General features: G+C 66.6%; 13 protein-coding genes. 9 read left to right on the forward strand and 4 right to left on the reverse strand.

What is annotated here, in order from left to right; all coding sequences use genetic code 11:
- Positions 1-145: 145 nt before the first annotated feature.
- Both purU and J9611_RS16000 read left to right on the forward strand, forming a co-directional pair.
- Complete coding sequence (gene purU / locus J9611_RS15995; protein ID WP_211881545.1) at positions 146-1,000, forward strand: formyltetrahydrofolate deformylase; 855 nt, start codon at positions 146-148, stop codon at positions 998-1,000.
- A 231-nt stretch (positions 1,001-1,231) separates the two neighbouring features.
- Positions 1,232-1,591 (forward strand): hypothetical protein, encoded by a 360-nt coding sequence (locus tag J9611_RS16000; protein ID WP_246527916.1) that lies wholly within the window; start codon positions 1,232-1,234, stop codon positions 1,589-1,591.
- 121 nt (positions 1,592-1,712) lie between these two features.
- Here J9611_RS16000 and J9611_RS16005 read toward each other — a convergent pair whose 3' ends face one another.
- Positions 1,713-5,255, reverse strand: a complete 3,543-nt coding sequence (locus J9611_RS16005; protein ID WP_211881547.1) for a bifunctional proline dehydrogenase/L-glutamate gamma-semialdehyde dehydrogenase — start codon at positions 5,253-5,255, stop codon at positions 1,713-1,715.
- Positions 5,256-5,552: 297 nt separating this feature from the next.
- Complete coding sequence (locus J9611_RS16010; protein ID WP_211881549.1) at positions 5,553-7,016, reverse strand: amino acid permease; 1,464 nt, start codon at positions 7,014-7,016, stop codon at positions 5,553-5,555.
- 140 nt (positions 7,017-7,156) lie between these two features.
- Between J9611_RS16010 and J9611_RS16015 the strand changes: the two genes are divergently transcribed.
- The 4 genes from J9611_RS16015 to J9611_RS16030 all read left to right on the forward strand — a co-directional run bounded on the left by J9611_RS16015 (position 7,157) and on the right by J9611_RS16030 (position 11,006).
- Entirely contained in the window at positions 7,157-8,092 is a 936-nt protein-coding gene (locus J9611_RS16015; protein ID WP_211881551.1) for a LysR family transcriptional regulator, read from the forward strand.
- Between the two features lie 89 nt (positions 8,093-8,181).
- Positions 8,182-8,610 (forward strand): aspartate 1-decarboxylase, encoded by a 429-nt coding sequence (panD, locus tag J9611_RS16020; protein ID WP_211881553.1) that lies wholly within the window; start codon positions 8,182-8,184, stop codon positions 8,608-8,610.
- A gap of 124 nt (positions 8,611-8,734) precedes the next feature.
- Positions 8,735-9,661, forward strand: coding sequence for an AEC family transporter (locus J9611_RS16025; RefSeq protein WP_211881555.1), 927 nt, complete (start codon positions 8,735-8,737; stop codon positions 9,659-9,661).
- Positions 9,662-9,959: 298 nt separating this feature from the next.
- Positions 9,960-11,006 (forward strand): GmrSD restriction endonuclease domain-containing protein, encoded by a 1,047-nt coding sequence (locus tag J9611_RS16030; RefSeq protein ID WP_307857129.1) that lies wholly within the window; start codon positions 9,960-9,962, stop codon positions 11,004-11,006.
- A gap of 31 nt (positions 11,007-11,037) precedes the next feature.
- On the opposite strand, the gene J9611_RS16035 is transcribed toward J9611_RS16030, so the two are convergent.
- Both J9611_RS16035 and J9611_RS16040 read right to left on the reverse strand, forming a co-directional pair.
- On the reverse strand, positions 11,038-13,665 hold the full coding sequence (locus J9611_RS16035; protein WP_211881557.1) for a trehalase-like domain-containing protein: 2,628 nt from the start codon (positions 13,663-13,665) through the stop codon (positions 11,038-11,040).
- A gap of 136 nt (positions 13,666-13,801) precedes the next feature.
- Positions 13,802-15,127, reverse strand: a complete 1,326-nt coding sequence (locus J9611_RS16040) for a right-handed parallel beta-helix repeat-containing protein (protein WP_211881559.1) — start codon at positions 15,125-15,127, stop codon at positions 13,802-13,804.
- A 283-nt stretch (positions 15,128-15,410) separates the two neighbouring features.
- On the opposite strand from J9611_RS16040, the gene J9611_RS16045 reads away from it, so the two are divergent.
- From J9611_RS16045 to J9611_RS16055, 3 genes are read left to right on the forward strand one after another with little or no spacing between them, the layout of a single operon-like run.
- Positions 15,411-16,730 (forward strand): ABC transporter substrate-binding protein, encoded by a 1,320-nt coding sequence (locus tag J9611_RS16045; protein WP_211881561.1) that lies wholly within the window; start codon positions 15,411-15,413, stop codon positions 16,728-16,730.
- Between the two features lie 57 nt (positions 16,731-16,787).
- Entirely contained in the window at positions 16,788-17,738 is a 951-nt protein-coding gene (locus tag J9611_RS16050) for a carbohydrate ABC transporter permease (RefSeq protein ID WP_211881563.1), read from the forward strand.
- Positions 17,735-18,691 (forward strand): carbohydrate ABC transporter permease, encoded by a 957-nt coding sequence (locus J9611_RS16055; protein WP_211881565.1) that lies wholly within the window; start codon positions 17,735-17,737, stop codon positions 18,689-18,691. Before J9611_RS16050 ends, J9611_RS16055 begins: the two co-directional genes overlap by 4 nt.
- Position 18,692 lies beyond the last annotated feature (1 nt).

Here is an 18,692-nt window from a genome sequence, read left to right on the forward strand (position 1 = left end):
CCTCGGCGCCGCCTGGCTCGTCCTGCGCAAACGCCCGTCCCACCTGGCCCGCTACGCGACGTTCCAGAAGGACCTCGCCGGCGAGAAGGTCATCGCCGATGAGAAGGCAGTGGCCGATCAGAAGGCACAGCGGGAAAGCTGAGCCATGGAAACCGAACACATTCTGACCGTCAACTGTGCCGAGTCCCCGGGAATCGTCCACGCGATCACCGGCTACCTGCTGGACCACGGCTGCGACATCATCGACACCAAGCACTTCGGTGACCGCAGGGAAAAGCAGTTCTTCATGCGCGTGCACTTCGCGTCAGGGAACAAAGCCTTCAGCACCGAAGAGCTGCGCCGGGACTTCGCACCCCTGGCCGACGAATGGGCCATGAACTGGCAACTGGAGCCGCACGGCCGCAAACGCCGGGTGCTCATCATGGTGTCCAAGTTCGGGCACTGCCTCAACGACCTGCTGTTCCGGGCCCGCACGGGCGATCTTCCGGTGGACATCGTGGCCGTGGTCTCCAACCACACGGACCACGAGGAGCTGGTCACGTGGCATGACATCCCGTTTTTCCACCTCCCGGTCACCAAGGAGACCAAGCCGGCGCAGGAAGCCCGACTGCTGGAACTTGTGGATGAACACGATGTGGAACTTGTGGTCCTGGCCCGCTACATGCAGGTGCTCAGCGATGAGCTCTCGGCCGAGCTGACCGGGCGCACCATCAACATCCACCACTCGTTCCTGCCCAGCTTCAAGGGCGCCAAACCCTACCACCAGGCCTACGACCGCGGCGTCAAGACGGTGGGCGCCACCGCCCACTACGTCAACGCCGAACTGGATGAGGGGCCGATCATTTCCCAGCAGGTCATCGACGTGGACCACACGTACACCGCCGAGGACCTGGTGGCGGTCGGCCGGGACGCCGAATGCGCCGCCCTGCGCAACGCCGTCAGGTGGCACTGCGAGGGCCGGGTCATGCTCGACGGAAACCGGACGGTGATTTTGCGCTGACCCCCGTTGGCCGGCCCGAAGCCCGGGCTTCAGGCCGGCCGGTTCGGGTACTCACGGTGTACCTACTTGGAGGATGTACTTACGCGGGCCATTGAACACTCGTGGTCAGTGGCCTATCCTGAGACCGTTGAAGGTCAAGCAGAGGCCCATGACAACGATTTCGATAACGAGCGCTGTCCTGTGCGTATGCCGTTCGGCGACTGCATCGGAGACGTTCGGGATAGGCCGACAATGAAGCCAGCCAAAAGCCGTCCCCCGCTTTCCGCAACTTCGGGCGGCCATGCCCTCAAGCCCGCACGCACATTGGTGCCTGCCGCGTATCACGGGGCCGAGGCCCAGCACCCCGGCCGGGGCCGCCGGGACGCGCACCACCCCACCCTGGTGGAGTCCGAATACGTGGGCAGCCCGTACTGCGAGCGGTGCGGCACGGACGAATTCATCTATCTGGAGACCTTTGTTCCCGCCACGCACCGGCGGGACGGCTCCATCAACAAGCTTGGCGAGGCCACCTACTTCTGCTCCGGCTGCGAAGACTACTCGGCCCACGCCGTGCCCGCCTCCTGGGTGCCGCCGGGCTGGTACTTCGGCTAAGCCACGCAGACCCAGGCCACACAGGCCCAGGCCACGCCGATCTGACCCGCCGGGCAACGGCACGGGCCGGCGGCCACCATTGGAGGGTGGCCGCCGGCCCGTGTTCTGCTGGAGCGGACTCCTAGATGAGTCCGTCCGAGAGGTGGTTGGGCGTGCCGAAGCGGTGCGCCGTGATGCTGATGGCCTGCTCGTGCAGGAACGGCAGCAACTCCACGCGGCCGGCCTCCGTGACCGGGTGGGCGTAGACGGCCAGGTCCGGGCGGCCGCCGGTTGCTTCGGCCAGCGCCGTGGCGTTGCCGCCGATCAGCCGGATGCGGCCGCCGGACAGTTTGCCTGCCGCGGCGAGCGTTCCCGCGGAGGCCAGCCAGTCGGCGTCGTTCTCCACCGTGACGGCGATGCCGAGCCCGGACAGCACGGTGCGCAGCCGGCCAGGCGGCCCGACGGCGGCGGACACCGTCAGCGCGGAGCCGGCCAGGACGCCGGCGGCGACGGTCCGGACGAGGTCAGCGAGCGGTTCACCTTCCGAGAGGCGGACCGTGACCGGCAGCGGACGGTAGCGGAAGATGTTGCGTTCGGCGCCCAGGCCGGAGACGTCCTTGCCAGTGCCAAATTCTTCGGTCCAGGCGGCGGCATCGGAGGCCAGGGCGCGCTGCAGCGGCTCCAGCTCGGCGGGGGCCAGGAAGCCCCTGGCGGCATCCTCGAGCCGTCGCACGCCGGAGTGCGCAGCCGTGGCTCCCCCGTTGGCCAGTGCCGTGCTGGCCTTGCTGGTCCAGTCGCCGAGCCCGGCGAGGTAGTTGGGTCCGCCGGCCTTGGTGCCGGCGCCGACGGCGGATTTCTTCCAGCCGCCGAACGGCTGGCGCTGGACGATCGCGCCGGTGATGCCGCGGTTGACGTAGAGGTTGCCGGCCTGGACGGAGTCCAGCCAGATGCCCAGTTCCTCCGGATCCAGGGAGTGCAGGCCCGAGGTGAGGCCGTAGTCGATCTGGTTCTGGATGGCGATGGCCTCTTCCAGGGTGTCCGCGGTCATGACGCCCAGGACGGGTCCGAAGAATTCGGTGAGGTGGAAGTAGGACCCGCGGCGCACGCCGTAACGGACGCCGGGGCTCCAGAGCCTGCCGGTGTCATCGAGCCTGCGCGGCTCGACGGCCCAGTTTTCGCCTTCGCCGAGCGTGGTCAGGGCGTCCAAGAGCTTGCCGTTCGCGGCCTCGATGATCGGGCCCATCTGGCTGGCCGGGTTCTCCGGGTAGCCGACCTTCAGAGAGGTGACGGCGTCGATGAGCTGGTTGTGGAAACGCCTGGAGGTCCCCACGGAACCCACCAGGATGACGAGGGAGGCGGCGGAGCACTTCTGCCCGGCGTGGCCGAAGGCGGAGTAGGCCACGTCCTTGGCCGCGAGGTCCAGGTCCGCGCTCGGGGTGACGATGATGGCGTTCTTGCCGCTGGTCTCGGCCAGCAGCGGCAGGTCCTGGCGGAAGGAGCGGAACAGTTCGGCGGTCTCGTAGCCGCCGGTCAGGATGACGCGGTCCACCGCGGGGTGCGAAATCAGCTGCTGGCCGAGTTCACGCTCGCCGAGCTGGACCATGGTCAGCACGCCCCGCGGGACACCTGCTTCCCAGAGGGCCTCGATCATCACGGCGCCGCTGCGGCGGGCCTGCTTTGCGGGCTTGATCACGACGGCGGAGCCGGCGGCGAGCGCCGCGAGGGTGGAGCCGGCCGGGATGGCCACCGGGAAGTTCCACGGCGGGGTCACGACGGTGAGCTTGGACGGGACGAAGGCGGCGCCGTCGACGTCGTCGAGCTTACGGGCGGATTCGGCGTAGTAGTGGGCGAAGTCCACGGCCTCGCTGACCTCGGGATCGCCCTGGTCGATGGTCTTGCCGGTCTCGCTGGCCATGACCTCGAGCAGTTCGGCCCGCCGGGATTCCAGGACGTCGCCCGCGCGGTGCAGGATCGCCGCACGCTCATTGCCGGAGAGAGCACCCCACGCTTGGCCTTTTTCCACCGCGGTTTCGATCACGGCGTTGAGGGTTGCGGCGTCGTTGATGGTGGCGGCGTCCACGGCGGCGTTGCCGAGGGTGGAAGTCGTGACGCGGCCCAGGATGGCGCGGCCCCAGTCGCGGTTGGCGGGCAGCGAGGGATCGGTGTCCGGGGTGTTTTCGAAGGAATCGCCCGGCATCGGCGCGGCCGGGAGGCTGCGGTCCTGCCGCCGGTTGGCTGGCGGGACCTCGTCGTCGAGCTTCTCAAGGGAGGCGAGGAAACGCTGTTTCTCCCGCTCGAACAGCGCAGTGCTAGTCGGGGAGTTCCCTCCTAGTTCAAAGACGGCGGACATGAAGTTGTCCTGGCTGGCGCCTTCCTCGAGCCGGCGGATCAGGTAGGCGATCGCGACGTCGAACTCGGCGGGGTGGACCACCGGAGTGTAGAGCAGGAGCGAGCCGACGTCCTGTCTGACGGCTTCCGCCTGGCCCTGGGCCATGCCGAGCAGCATCTCGAATTCGATGCCGGATTCCACGCCGCGCTGCTTGGCCAGCAGCCAGGCGAAGGCGATGTCGAAGAGGTTGTGGCCTGCGACGCCGATCCGGATGTTGCGGATCCGGTCGGGGTGCAGCGCGTAGTTGATCACGCGCTTGTAGTTGGTGTCCGAGTCCTGCTTGGTGCCCCAGGTGGCGAGCGGCCAGCCGTGCAGGGAGGCCTCCACGTGCTCCATCGGCAGGTTGGCGCCCTTGACCACGCGGACCTTGATGGCTGCGCCGCCCTCGGCGCGCCGGGCGGCGGCCCAGTCCTGGAGCCGGATCATGGCCGCGAGGGCGTCGGGCAGGTAGGCCTGCAGCACGATGCCTGCCTCGAGGTTCTTGAATTCGGGCTTGTCCAGGATCCGGGTGAAGACCGCGATGGTCAGGTCCAGGTCCTTGTATTCCTCCATGTCCAGGTTGATGAACTTGGCTGTCTGCCCGCCGCTGGCGAATGAGGCGGCGCGGGCAAAGAGCGGGGTCAGTTTCTCGACGACGTGCTCCACGGCCTCGTCGAAGGCCCAGGCGGAGTGCGGGGCGACGGTGGAGGAGACCTTGATGGAGACGTAGTCGACGTCGGGCCGGGCCAGCAGGGCGTGGGTGCCCTCGAGCCGGCGGGAGGCCTCGTGCTCGCCCAGCACTGCCTCGCCGAGGAGGTTGACGTTGAGCTTGATGCCGTCCTTGCGGATCTTCGCGATGGCCGGGCCCAGCTTGGCGTCCGTGGCGTCGACAATCAGGTGGCCGACCATTTCGCGCAGCACGCGGCGGGCTATCGGGATGACCACCGGGGGCAGGACCGGGGCCAGGGAACCCCCGAGGCGGACGGCGCCGCGCATATACCAGGGCAGGAACGCGGGCACCTTGGGCGCGAGGGCGGCGAGGTTGCGGGCGGCGACCAACAGGTCCTCGGGGCGGACGACGCCGTCGACGAATCCGACCGTGAAGTCCAGGCCGTTGGGGTCCTTCAGGACACCCGCGAGCTGCTCGGCCGACGCGTCCACGGGAACCTTCGCGGCGACGGTGAGCCAGCGGCGCACCTGGGCAATGGTTTCTTCGGCGAGGGCCGCGGCCTCGAGGACCGGGGAGCCGTCCGGGACAGCCGCGTGGGAGGCTTCATTGCCGGTGTGCACGCCCGGTGCCGTCGAAATGTTGGTCATGGCTGGTACTCGTTCCTTCTCGTCAAGTGGAGCTCTTATGACCCAGTATGGAACCGGATTTTCATAAGATAAAGCGATGTTTTCCGAGCAATACAGGTTAGAAAAAGCGAACGTTTCGGCGCCCGCCCAGACGCTCCCTCACCTCCCGCAGCTTTCCGGGGGACGCTCCCTCACCTGAGGTGAGGGAGGGTCCCTCGTATACGCCTCCATACCTGAGGGAGGGTTGTGTGCATTCCTGCGGAAGCTGCGGGAGCATCGGATGAAAAGCCGCAGGAACTGCGGGAGCGTCGTCGTGGGTCAGCCGATGGGACGGTGCATCTCCACTGCTTCCTCGTGCCGGGGACTGTCCGGGTTCATCAGCGAGTGCTTGCGGCCGTAGCCGAAGTAGATCGCCAGGCCAATTACGAGCCAGACGGCGAAGCGCACCCAGGTAGCGAAGGGAAGCTGGGTCATGAGGAAGCCGGAGGACAGGATGCCGAAGGCCGGCACCAGGGGCATCAGCGGGAGCCGGAAGGTACGCGGGGCGTCGGGCTTCTTGTAGCGGAAGATGATGACCGAGAGACAGACGACGACGAACGCGGCCAGGATGCCGATGTTGGTCAGGTCAGCCACGGCCTTGATCGGGAAGATGCCGGCCAGCACGGCGGACGTGATGCCGGCGATCCAGGTGACGCGCTGCGGGGTGCCGTGGCGGTCCGTCTTGGCGAACCAGCCCGGGAGCAGCCCGTCCCGGCTCATGGAGAACCAGACGCGGGTGACGCCGAGGAGGAAGGTCAGCATCACCGTGAGGATGGACAGGACGGCGAACACCGAGATGATCGTCGCAATCACGGGCAGCCCGACGCCGTTGAAGGCGGAGGCGAAGCCGGCCTTCGGGTCGATGTCCCGGTAGTTCTGCATGCCGGTGAGCACCAGCGTGGCGGCGACGTACAGCAGCATGGCGATGATCAGCGAGAGGATGATGGCCTTGGGCATGTGCTTCTTGCCGTCCGTGGCTTCTTCCGCCGCGGTGCTCATGGCGTCGTAGCCGAACACGGCGAAGAACACGGTGGCTGAACCTGCCAGCACCGGGCCGAAGCCGCTGGGCATGAACGGGCTGTAGTTGTTGGTGTTGATGTAGAAGATGCCCAGGCCGATGATGAACAGGATCAGGACCACCTTGATGGCCACGGCCACGAGCTCGAAGCGGCCGAAGGCCTTGGTGCCGCGGGACAGGATCCAGGTCACGATCAGGCAGACCACGATCGCCGGAAGGTTGATGATGCCGCCCTTGCCCTCGTCCGCCGTCGACGTCATCCAGACGGGCATGTGGACCCCGATTCCGGCGAGGAACGCGTCGAAGTAGCCGGAGATGCCGATCGCGACGACGGCCACGATCGCGGTGTACTCCAGCAGCAGATCCCAGCCGATGAACCAGCCGATCACTTCACCCAGCGCCACGTAGCCATAGGTGTAGGCGGATCCGGCCCGCGGGATCATGCCGGCGAACTCCGCATAGGACAGAGCGGCCGCTGCGGAGGCCAGGCCCGCGATCAGGAAGGAAAACAGCACCGCGGGCCCCACACCCGGGTTGTCTCCGCTGCCGGCAGCCACCAGCCCGGCCAGGGAGAAAATGCCGACGCCGATGATGCCGCCGACGCCGATGGCCGTCAGCTGCCAGAGCCCCAGGCTCTTGAACAAACCGCTGTGTTTGTTTTCCTCTTCGATGTCGTCAATGGGCTTGCGCCGCATGATGGACCTGGTCAAATCGTTTGTGCTCATCAGGGTCTCCTGCTTAGGTCTTGCCCATCAATCCACCCTGTGATGGGGATTACTCAGGGACAACAGTATGCAAGCCCGGTTGCATTAGATAAAGTGAATTTTTCTTATCAATAACCATTGAGTTTCATGAAGGAACGGCGATGCTCGACGTCCGGCGATTGCGGCTGCTCCGTGAACTGAAGATCCGCGGAACCCTGGCTGAGGTAGCCGAAGCGCTCCAGTACAGCCCGTCCTCAGTCTCCCAGCAACTGGCCCTGCTTGAAAAGGAAGCGGGCGTCGCGCTCCTGCGGAAAACCGGCCGCCGCGTGCAGCTCACACCCCAGGCCGAAGTCCTGGTTGCCCACACGGCCCAGCTGCTCGAAACCCTCGAACAGGCCGAGGCCGACCTCGCGGCTTCCCTGACCACGGTCACCGGCACCGTCCGGATCGCCGTCTTCCAGTCGGCCGCCCTGGCCCTCATGCCGGACGCCCTGAGCCGGATGGCCGCCAGCTACCCCGAGGTCCGGGTGGAAATGACCCAGCGGGAACCGGAAACGGCACTCCACGAGACCTGGGCGCGCGACTTCGACCTCGTGATCGCCGAGCAGTACCCCGGCCACGCGGCCCCCCGCTACGCCGAACTGGACCGCATCCCGCTGACCAGCGACGCCATCCGGCTGGCCGTCCCGCCGCCATCGCCGGACCGGCCGGCCATCAAGACCCTTGCGGATACGGCGGAGCTGCCCTGGGTGATGGAGCCGCGCGGGGCGGCGTCGCGGCACTGGGCCGAACAGGCGTGCCGGAGCGCAGGCTTCGAACCCGACGTCCGCTTTGAAACAGCGGACCTGCAGGCGCAGATCCGGCTGATCGAATCAGGCAACGCCGTGGCCCTGATGCCGGACCTCGTCTGGACGGGCCGGGGAACCACAGCCAGCCTGCTGGGCCTGACCGGCGATCCGCACCGGACCGTCTTCACCTCCGTGCGCCGCTCCAGCGCGAAGCGGCCCGCCATCCTCGCCACCCGCGAGATCCTGGCCGAGACGGCCGCTGCCCTCGGCCCCGCGGGGCGGTCGCCGTCCCGGACGCCGACGGCGTGACCGCCGACGGCGTGACGGCCGCCGCCGTCGGCCTGGCCGTAACATCCGTCACAGCGCACCGCGCGGCCCCGCGCTAGACTGTTCACGTTATGAATCGCACAATATTCAAATCCAAGATCCACCGCGCCACGGTCACGCACGCGGATCTTCACTATGTCGGGTCCGTCACCGTGGATCTGGATCTGCTGGAGGCGGCCGACATCCTCCCCGGCGAGCTCGTGGCGATTGTCGACGTCACCAATGGCGCCCGGCTGGAGACGTACACGATTGCCGGCGAGCGCGGTTCCGGTGTCATCGGGATCAACGGCGCGGCCGCACACCTGATGCACGTAAACGACATCGTCATCCTGATCACCTATGCCCAGATGACCACCGAAGAGGCACGGGCCTACATGCCCAAGGTCGTCCACGTGGACAGGGACAACAGGATCGTCCAGATCGGCAGTGACCCCGCCGAGGGACATACGCCCGGGCTCATGCGTCCGCCGCACGCCCTGGACAACGCCTCCCTGAACTGACCGGGCTGACGCCCACGGCTCTTGGCCGGCGTCGCACCGTAACACCCCCGGCTGAACAAAAAGCTGATTACTCTGGGATGGTGACTGCCTCCCCTCATCCGCCTGAACCGCCGCGGACCACCGCGTGCTAGGCGTGCTCGCCGGCTTCTTCGTCGTCTGGTGCATCATCCTGGTCGGCATGTTCGTCGGCCGGCGCAATATTCTGGGGGACAATGCCCGCGCCGTGCTCAGCGCGCTGACCTTCTTCGTCGCCAGCCCCGCCCTGCTGTTTGAGACCCTGAGCAGGGCCAAACTCGCCGACGTCTTTGCGGCGCCACTGCTGGTGAGCGCCGTCGGCGCCATCGCCACCGCGGCACTGTTCTTCGGCATTGTCCGGCTCCTGCTCAAACGTTCCCTGCCGGAATCCCTGACGTCCGCCATGAGCGCGTCCCTGGCCAACTCAGCGAACCTGGGCATCCCGATCGCCGTCTTCGTCCTGGGCGATGCCAGTTATGTGGCGCCCCTGCTGATCTTCCAGCTGGCCTTCTTCACGCCGGTGTTCCTGATGGCCCTCGATTCCACCACCAGCGCGCACCGGACCACTCCGATGAGCTTCGTGCTGATGATCCTGCGGAATCCGATGATCGTGGGATCCGCCCTGGGACTCGTGGTGGCCGGGACCGGCTGGCAGGTGCCCGAGCTCGTGATGCAGCCGATCCATCTGATCGGGGGCGCCGCCATTCCGGCGATGCTGATCGCTTTCGGCATGAGCCTCAACGGTTCCAAGCCCCTGCAGGCCCTGGAGGGACGCCGGCTCGACATCCTGCTGGCCAGCGGCTTCAAGCTCATCGTCCACCCGCTGCTGGCCTACCTGTTCGCCCGCTTTGCACTCGGAATGGACGGGCAGGGGCTCTTCGCCGTCGTCGTAACCTCCGCCCTGCCAACCGCCCAGAATGTGTTTGTGATCGCCAGCCGCTACCGGATCGGCCTCGCCGTGGCCAAGGACACCGTGCTGATCACCACCGTGGTTGCGGTGCCGGCCCTGATCGGCGTGGCCCTGCTGCTCGCCTGATACCTGCACCCACGGGAGCTGCGGGAGGGTCGCGCACATCCCTGCGGGAGCTGCGGGAGCGTCGCGCACATCCCTGCGGGAGCTGCGGGAGGGTCGCGCACATCCCTGCAGGAGCTGCGGGAGCGTCGCGCGCAGCTGATCGGCGCGGCACTCCGCCCCGGCCCGGCTGCCGCCGCTAGGCTGGAACTGGTCGTGCCAAGCGGCCTGCACTCACGCATGAATTGGGGAACAATTGCACAGCCTCCGGGAACAGACAGCACGCCGCCACGGGTCTAGAAAGCGCCACGGAATCGGGGCGGTGGACTGGATCGCGGGCAGCCTGGCCGGGCTGCTGCTCATTTCCGCGACTGCCTGCGCCCCGGCCGCCGGCAGTTCGCCGCCCGCTCCCGCGGCCGCCGTCGAAAGCTCCGCGGCCGGCGCTTCGGCCGCCCCGACGGCGAGCGCAACGCCGCCGGAAACCGACGCCGCCCCGCTCGACCCCGAGACGACGCCCGAGGCCGTCCTGTCCGGCGCCAGCGCCCCGCACCAGCAGCCCGCCTACGCCAGCAAGGCCCTGGACGTGCTGGCCGCCCTCCCGGTCAAGGGCCGGGCACCCAAGACCGGATACTCCCGGGACCAGTTCGGCCAGGCCTGGGCCGACGTCGACCGCAACGGCTGCGACACCCGCAATGACACGCTCCGCAGGGACCTCACCGCCATCGCCCTCAAGCCCGGGACCCACGACTGCGTGGTGCTCTCCGGCGTGCTCAACGACCCCTACACGGCGACCCTGATCAACTTCCTCCGCGGCAACACCACCAGCACCGCTGTGCAGATCGACCACGTCGTCGCCCTCAGCGACGCCTGGCAGAAGGGCGCGCAGCAGCTCAGCGCGGCACAGCGGCTCTCCTTCGCCAACGATCCGCTGAACCTGCTCGCCGTGGACGGCCCCAGCAACCTCAAGAAGAGCGACGGCGACGCCGCCACCTGGCTGCCCCCGAACAAGTCCTACCGCTGCGCCTACGTCGCGCGGCAGATCTCGGTGAAATCCAGCTACGGGCTCTGGGTCACGCAGGCCGAACACGACGCCATGGCGCGGGTCCTGGGTGACTGCCCGGACGCCCTGGCACCCACGAGCCTGGAAGCACCCCCGGCGCAGGCGGCACCGGCACCCGCCCAGCAGGGCGCCCCGGCGCCCGGGCTCGTCCCGGCGCAGGCTCCCGTCCCGGTGGCCCCGGTACCCGCCGCCGCCTACTACGCGAACTGCGCCGCGGTCCGCGCAGCCGGCGCGGCGCCCATCCGCGCGGGCCAGCCGGGCTACAGCAGCAAGCTGGACCGTGACGGGGACGGCGTCGGCTGCGAGTAACGGGCTGCTGCTGCTGTCCGCGGTGCCGTGGCTAGCTCTTCTGGTGCTGGTCCAGCAGGAGCGCGCAGCGGATGAACCCCAGGTGTGAATACGCCTGGGGATGGTTGCCGAGGTGCGTTTCGGTGCCGGGATCGTATTCCTCCGGCAGCAGTCCGGTGGGGCCGAACAGGTTCACCAGCTGGTCGAACAGGTCCCAGGCCTCCTCGATCCGGCCCACCGCGACATAGGCCTCGATGAGCCAGGTCGTGCAGATGTGGAACCCGCCCTCCAGCCCCGGCAGCCCGTCGTCGTACCGGTACCGGAAGACGGTGGGTCCCGCCCGCAGTTCACGCTCCACGGCCGTGACGGTGTCCAGGAAGCGCTGGTCGTTGACGTCCAGGAGGCCGGAGAGGCCGATGTGGAGCACCGCCGCGTCCAGGTCCGGGCTGTCGTAGGCCACGGTGTAGGAGTTGGCGGTGTCGTCCCAGCCCTCGCGCAGGACTTCCTCCCGGATGGCGGCGGCGGCGGGTTCCCAGTCCGGCCGCGGCGTCCGGCCGTGGCGTGCCGCCGTGTGCAGGGCCCGATCCAGCGTCACCCAGCACATCACCTTCGTGTAGATATGATGCCGGGGTGCCCGCCGGGCCTCCCATATTCCGTGGTCCGGTTCATGCCAGCGGGCCAGGACGGCCGAGGCCATCTGGACCATCAGCTCCCAATGGGGATCCGACAGGACACCCTTCCGCGCGCTCAGCGCATCGATCAGCTCGGCGATCGGCCCGAACACGTCCAGCTGGACCTGATGGTCGGCCGCGTTCCCGATCCGGACCGGGCGGGATCCGGCGTAGCCGGGCAGGCTTTCGATGATGGCCTCGGTGGACAGCGGCGCCCCGGTCACCGAGTACAGCGGATGGAGCCATTCCGGTCCGGGCGCATGGGCCAGGATCCTGCCCAGCCAGGCCAGGAATCCTTCGGCCTCCACCGTGGAGCCGAGGTCCACGAGCGCGTTGACGGTCATCGACCCGTCACGCAGCCAGCAGTACCGGTAGTCCCAGTTCCGCGTGCCGCCAATCCCTTCGGGCAGCGAGGTCGTGGGCGCTGCCAGCACCGCGCCGGTGGGTTCGTGGACCAGGGCACGCAGCACCAGCGCCGAGCGCCGGACCAGCGACGGCTTCACGCCGGGCAGTTGCAGGTCCTGGACCCAGCGCCGGGAATGATGCGCGACGGCGGAGCGCCGCCCGGTTTCGTCGTCGGCTGAAGCCGGCTGGGGTCCGGTGTCCCCGCAGCGCAGGTTGAGCACGACGGCGCCCTGCCGGAGGTCGACGTCCGACGTGGCGGTGGCGTGGCGGCCGTCGGAGGTGATGGTGAAGCTGACGCCGGGCGCCCGCAGGATGATGGGATCCGCCGTCCCCACGATATGCAGCTCCGCCCCGCGGGCCTCCATGCTGAAGGGCGCGTTCGCGTAGTCCGGCCGCGGCGCAAACACGATCCTGGCCGCGCCCGTGCCGGAGAGCACCCGGACCAGGCTCGTGACGCCCTCCGGGGCCGGCTCCAGGTAATCGGTCACCGTGACGTCCGCCCAGCGGGTTTCCACGATCATGGTGCCGTCCACATAGCGCTGCCCCAGGACCTGCGAGGGCTTCACCGGCTGCACCGAAAAGTGCCCGGCCGCGTCGCCGCCGAGGAGATGGGCGAAGAGTGAGCCGGAGTCCGGCAGCGGATGGCTCATCCAACAGATCTTGGCGTCCGGCGTGATGAGGGCCGTGGAGGAACCGTTGCCGATCATGGAGTGGCGTTCCAGGCCCACGGCATCCTCGCCGAAGAGCCAGGCCCGCCGCAGTTCAAAGAGGATGGCCAGGACCCGGGCGAAGGATTCCGGGTCGCGGAGCCGGTGGCCGGCCGCCGTGGGGCCCTCCCCCACCCGCAGCCCCATGTCCGGTCCGCGCAGGGTGGCCATGGCGAGCTCATCGCTGAGGGCGTCTCCCGCGTAGAGGGCGGCGCTCACGCCGAGCACTGAGCGCAGGTGCTCGAGCGCGGCGGCCTTGGACGGCTCCACCACGGACAGGTCCAGGACCGAGCCGTCCACGATAAAGAACAGGCCGTGGGCCCGGGCGATGTCCTCCGACTGTTGCGTCGCCTTCCCCACGATCTCCGCCGACGCTTGATGAGTGTGGACTGCCACCGCCGCGGGTTTGCGCTCGATGCTGATACCCCGGTAGGCGCCCACGGTTTCGGCGAGCGCCTGGCTGGCCTGCTGGAGCACGGATTCGGTGGCCAGGGACAGCCCGTATGCATAGCCCATGTCGAACTCGGCGCCGTGCGAGCCGACAAGGTGCACCTCCGCGGGCAGGCGCGAGACGGCGGCCAGATCGCGCAGGGACCGGCCCGAGATGACGGCCGCGTGGGTGTTGGGGAGGGCCGCCAGCGCGCGGAGGGCGATCGCGGCGCTGGCCAGCGGCAGTGTCTCGGTCGAAATGCCTTCCGCGGCGCAGAGCGTCCCGCCGTAGTTGCAGGCGACCAGCAGCCCCGGAGTGCGGGCCAGGATCTTGAGGTCAGCCAGCAGCTGCGGTGTCAGGCCGTCGTCGGCGGCGTTCGTCTGCACGAAGGCGCGGAGCAGGCCCAGCGGCAGGGATTTCGTCAGGAGGGCAGAGTCAGCCAGGGACTGGTTGAGCGGAGTGGGCATACGCGGAGTCCTTCGGATAGTCCCCAATGCCTGCATGAGAATCGTCCGTCAGAGGACATGACTCAATCATGCGCCGCAGCCCGTTTCGTGCGGGTGTCCCCTCGGTTGCATCCGTGTAACATCGGCAGGCCTTCGGCTAGCAGTTGCCCGGGCGGTACGCGTAGGCGCCGGAATCGGCCGAGTCGTCGCCGGTGCAGTCCCCGTTCCGGTCCGCGGCTTGCCCAAAGAGATCCATGGTCGAGGCGCCGGTGCCCGCACGGTCGATCGCGGGGCTCGAGCCGGTCAGGTGCAGATCAGCCGGGGCGTTCACGAAGCCTGCCGGCGCGGTGGTTGAGGTGCTGTCCGGCGTCACGTTGGTGGGCCCGTTGAGGACGTTCTGTTGTTCGGTCCAGCCCGAACCGTCGATCCACAATGCGTTGCGTACGGCGACCAGGATGTTGCCCCGGATTATTGTCGACGCAGGGCATGTTGCATGGCAGACAACTGCCTGGGAATCCGGCCCGTCCAGCCAGACAGTGTTGTGTTCAAAGGTGGTGTTGTTGGTCGGGCCGAAGGAAGACTTGGGGCCGCGTGCGATCAGGCCCACTGCCTTGGAGCAGTTGTCGCCGCAGGTGGAGCGGATGAGGTTGTACCGGTAGGTGTTTCCGTCCGCCGCGCCTCCCTTGGATCGTCCTATCTCGGAGAAAACGTTGTTGTCCACGGCCGTGTTGTGGTGGATGTTGTTGCGGCTGCCGTTGAAGATCTCAAAAGCGCTGCCGTCACGGATGAAATCGTAGGACTCGGCCGTGGAGCCGGTGATGGTGTTTCCCGAGAATTCGTTGTCGCTGCCGTTAATGAGAATGCCGAAAGCCCCCGAATCGTCGTTGCATTGAACTGCTGCGGGTGTACCGCAGGCCGTCCCCGGGGTATTGGAGTTCATGACGTTGTTGTCGGTCAGGGTGTTGTTCGCGTAAAGGCCGAAATCCGAGCCTTCGCCGACCTTGATGCCGGCGGCATTTTGGGCGGCGGCGGAATTCCTGATCACGTTGTGGTCGCCGGCGACACTGAAGCCCGCGTATCCGCAGGCCTCAGCCCGCAGACCGTCCACTGTGATGTAGTCACCGTCTATCTTGACGCAGGTTCCGTCCTGCCCGGCGACGATGGTGGGCACGCTTCCGCTTCCGTAACTGCCCAGGGTGATTCCGGACTTGGCCGTCCCGCTGTGGCCGGCCACAAGGATTCCGGTCCACACATCGCCCCTGCGGAAACTGACGGAATCGCCGGGTTGCAGCAACGTCTCATTGATCTTCGAAAGCGACTTCCACGGGGATTCGACAGACTTCCCGTCATTGTTGTCATCGCCGGCATCGCTGATGAAGTAGGTCGTTCCGGCGGCCGATACCGGTGCCCAGGCGTTAACGAGGAATCCGCCGACCAGCAACAAGGCCGCCAGCACCACGACAATTGTGGTCTTGATCTTCATCGCTACACCTGGATTTGAACGTGTATCCGGAACAGTGGGTGCTGCCACCGGCCAGCGGAGCAAGCCGGCACCCTGAAAAACTAACGCTAGGGGTGCGCCGCGGCTTAGTCAACGATCCGGACGCCGGTGCCGCCCGGCTCCGGCTGCAGCCCAACCACCCGAACGGCGTCGGGCCGGATTTCCAAAATGTTCCTTTTTGCCTCTTGACGTTCCTTATTGTGCGTTTATGATAGATAATTATGTGAGCCGCTTCACACTGTCCGTGTTTTTCAAAGGAGAAATCATGACCCTGCATGAAGACGCCCTGCGCAGAGCTTCCAGCCAAGGCGGTTGGGACCGCCGGACCCTGCTCAAGACATTCGGGGCGGGCGCGGTCGTCATGGCCGGCATTCCCCTGCTGGCAGCCTGCACGGGCGGCAGCACCCCGTCCGGCAGCGCAGGCGCCAAGACCCTGACCTTCGGATCGGGTTCCTCGGATGAAGTCCCCAAGGCCGCTTACAAGGCCGTCACCGATGCCTTCGAGAAGAAGTCCGGCGTCAAGGTCACCACCAATGTGGTGGCGCACAATGATTTTCAGAACAAGATCAACACCTACCTCCAGGGCAGCCCGGACGATGCCTTCACCTGGTTTGCCGGCTACCGGATGCAGTACTACGCAGGCAAGGGCCTGCTGGCACCGATCGACGACGTCTGGGAAAAGGTCGGAGCCAACTACTCCGCCGCCCTGAAGAAGGCCTCCACGGGCGCGGACGGGAAAATGTACCTGATCCCGAACTACAACTACCCGTGGGGCTTCTTCTTCCGGAAGAGCCTCTGGGCAGAGAAGGGCTACGCCGCACCGAAGACCTTCGATGAGCTCAAGACCCTCTGCGCCAAGATGAAGTCCGACGGCCTGATCCCGATCGAATTCGCGGACAAGGACGGCTGGCCCGCGATGGGCACGTTCGACTACCTGAACATGCGCCTGAACGGCTACCAGTTCCATATGGACCTCACGGCGCACAAGGAGAGCTGGGACCAGAAGAAGGTCAGCGACGTCTTCGACACCTGGAAGGCACTGCTGCCGTTCCAGAACCCGAATGCCCTCGGCATGACCTGGCAGGACTCCGCGAAATCCCTCGCCGACAAGAAGTCGGGCATGTACCTGCTCGGTTCCTTCCTGACACAGCAGTACACGGACAAAGCCGTTGCCGACGACATCGACTTCTTCCCGTTCCCCGAGGTCGCCATGGAGGGCCAGGACTCCATCGAGGCGCCCATCGACGGCCTCCTGCTCTCCAAGAAGGGCGGCCAGAACCAGGCCGCCAAGGATTTCCTGGCCTACCTCGGCACTCCGGAAGGCCAGAACGTCTACGCCGCGGTCGATTCCTCCAACATCGCCACCGCCAAGGGCGCGGACACGTCCAAGTTCACGCCGCTGACCAAGAAGCTTGCCGACTCCATCAGCGGCGCCAAGAACATCAGCCAGTTCTTCGACCGTGATGCCTTGCCCGCCATGGCGAACAACGTGATGATCCCGGCCCTGCAGTCCTTCATCAAGGACGGCACCGTCGACGTGAAGAACCTGGAAGCCCAGGCCAAGTCCCTGTACGCCGCCCAGTAGCGACGCATCGTCCCGAAACGCATGTCCCAAGCGCTTGATCCGAGGTAAGGAATTTCCATGAGTGTCTCTACCGATCTGTCCGCGCGGGGGCGCGATGCTGTCGCCGCCCCCGCGCGGCGGGTCCGGCGGCTGTCAAGCCGCGACAAGGTGGTGCTCAGCATCATGGTGGGCATCCCCACGCTGATCCAGCTGGTCCTCGTCTGGATCCCCACCCTCATGTCCGTCGGGCTGTCCTTCACGCGCTGGAACGGGCTCGAACTGACTGATATCAAGCCCGCCGGCGTCGAGAACTACCAGTTCGTCTCCCAGGACTACCCGCCGTTCTGGCCCGCCGTGCAGCATAACGTGCTGTGGCTGGTCTTCCTGGCGCTCATCGCCACGCCGCTGGGGCTCCTGCTGGCCGTCCTGCTGGACCAAAACATCCGCGGCAGCAGGATCTACCAAAGCATTTTCTTCACACCGGTGATGCTCTCTCTGGCCCTCATCGGGGTCATCTGGCAGCTGTTCTACAACCGCGACAGCGGACTGCTGAACTTCCTGCTCGGCACGTCCGGGACGCCCCAAGCCGTCGACTGGTTCGGCGATTCCAGCGTCAACATCTGGGCTGCCCTCTTTGCCGCCACCTGGCGGCACGCCGGTTACGTCATGATCCTGTACCTGGCCGGGCTCAAGGGCGTGGACCCCACCCTGCGGGAAGCCGCCCAGATCGACGGCGCCAACGCCGTCCAGACCTTCTTCCGGGTGGTCTTCCCGGCCATGCGCCCGGTCAACGTCATCATCATCGTCATCACCGTCATCGAATCCCTCCGGGCGTTCGACATCGTCTACGTGATCAACCGCGGCACCAACGGCCTGGAGCTCATCAGCGCCCTGGTCGTCCAAAACCTTGTGGGCGAAGGGCAGGTGATCGGCGTCGGTTCCGCACTGGCCGTCATCCTGCTGGTCATCTCCCTGATTCCCATCACCTTCTACCTGTCCCGCGCCTTCGGAAAGGACAAAGAGGCATGAGCATCGCACATCCCACCGATGCCGGTGCGCCGGGCATGTCAGCGGCCCCCGCCGGGCCGGGCACTTCCCGCCCGGGATCCAGGGGATCCGCCAACAACAAGCAAGGCAAGCGCCACTACGGAACCCACATCTTCCTGATCGTGATGGCCGCCATCTGGCTGGTTCCGCTGGTCTGGACGATTTTCACGGCGCTCCGGCCCAAGGCGGATACGGACAGGTACGGCTACTTCAGCGTCAACGGCACGTTTAATTTGGACAACTTCGTGCAGGCCTGGGCGCAGGGCGGCTTCGCCAAGTTGTTCTGGAACTCCGTGCTGATCACGGTTCCTTCGGTGATCCTGATCCTGCTGTTCGCCTCCATGATGGCGTTCGCCGTCAGCCGGGTGAACTGGAAATTCAACATCACCCTGCTGATCATGTTCACCGCCGGTAACCTGCTCCCGCCTCAGGTCCTCGCAGCGCCCCTCTTCGAAATGTTCAGGCACCTCGAACTCCCCTATGCCTTCAGCGACTCCGGGAATCTGCTCAATACCTACGTCAGCGTGATCGCGGTGGACACCGCATTCCAGATCGGCTTCGTGACCTTTGTGCTGTCCAACTACATGAAGTCCCTCTCTCCCGAACTGACGGAAGCGGCGCTCGTGGATGGCGCCGGCGTCTGGCGCCAGTACTGGGACATCATCCTGCCGCTTTGCCGTCCGGCGCTGGCCGCCATGGGCACCCTCGAGGTCATCTTCATCTACAACGACTTCTTCTGGCCCCTGCTTTTCATCCAGAGCGGCGACCGCCTCCCGGTGACGACAGCTGTCAACAACCTCCAGGGCCAGTTCCTCTCGAACTACAACCTGATCGCGGCCGGCGCCATGATTACGGCCGTTCCCGCCCTCATCATCTATCTGCTCCTCCAGCGGCACTTCGTAGCCGGCCTGACCCTCGGCTCGAGCAAAGGATAAA

The sequence above is a fragment of the Pseudarthrobacter albicanus genome (genome assembly GCF_018224015.1).
Taxonomy (GTDB): Bacteria; Actinomycetota; Actinomycetes; order Actinomycetales; family Micrococcaceae; genus Arthrobacter; species Arthrobacter albicanus.

Excerpts from the sequence above, each read along its gene's own strand:
- J9611_RS16050 (WP_211881563.1), top strand. The coding sequence starts at position 16,788 with ATGAGTGTCTCTACCGATCTGTCCGCGCGGGGGCGCGATGCTGTCGCC.
- J9611_RS16015 (WP_211881551.1), top strand. The coding sequence starts at position 7,157 with ATGCTCGACGTCCGGCGATTGCGGCTGCTCCGTGAACTGAAGATCCGC.
- purU (WP_211881545.1), top strand. The coding sequence starts at position 146 with ATGGAAACCGAACACATTCTGACCGTCAACTGTGCCGAGTCCCCGGGA.
- J9611_RS16010 (WP_211881549.1), bottom strand. The coding sequence starts at position 7,016 with ATGAGCACAAACGATTTGACCAGGTCCATCATGCGGCGCAAGCCCATT.
- J9611_RS16055 (WP_211881565.1), top strand. The coding sequence starts at position 17,735 with ATGAGCATCGCACATCCCACCGATGCCGGTGCGCCGGGCATGTCAGCG.
- J9611_RS16040 (WP_211881559.1), bottom strand. The coding sequence starts at position 15,127 with ATGAAGATCAAGACCACAATTGTCGTGGTGCTGGCGGCCTTGTTGCTG.
- J9611_RS16000 (WP_246527916.1), top strand. The coding sequence starts at position 1,232 with ATGAAGCCAGCCAAAAGCCGTCCCCCGCTTTCCGCAACTTCGGGCGGC.
- J9611_RS16005 (WP_211881547.1), bottom strand. The coding sequence starts at position 5,255 with ATGACCAACATTTCGACGGCACCGGGCGTGCACACCGGCAATGAAGCC.
- panD (WP_211881553.1), top strand. The coding sequence starts at position 8,182 with ATGAATCGCACAATATTCAAATCCAAGATCCACCGCGCCACGGTCACG.
- J9611_RS16035 (WP_211881557.1), bottom strand. The coding sequence starts at position 13,665 with ATGCCCACTCCGCTCAACCAGTCCCTGGCTGACTCTGCCCTCCTGACG.
- J9611_RS16045 (WP_211881561.1), top strand. The coding sequence starts at position 15,411 with ATGACCCTGCATGAAGACGCCCTGCGCAGAGCTTCCAGCCAAGGCGGT.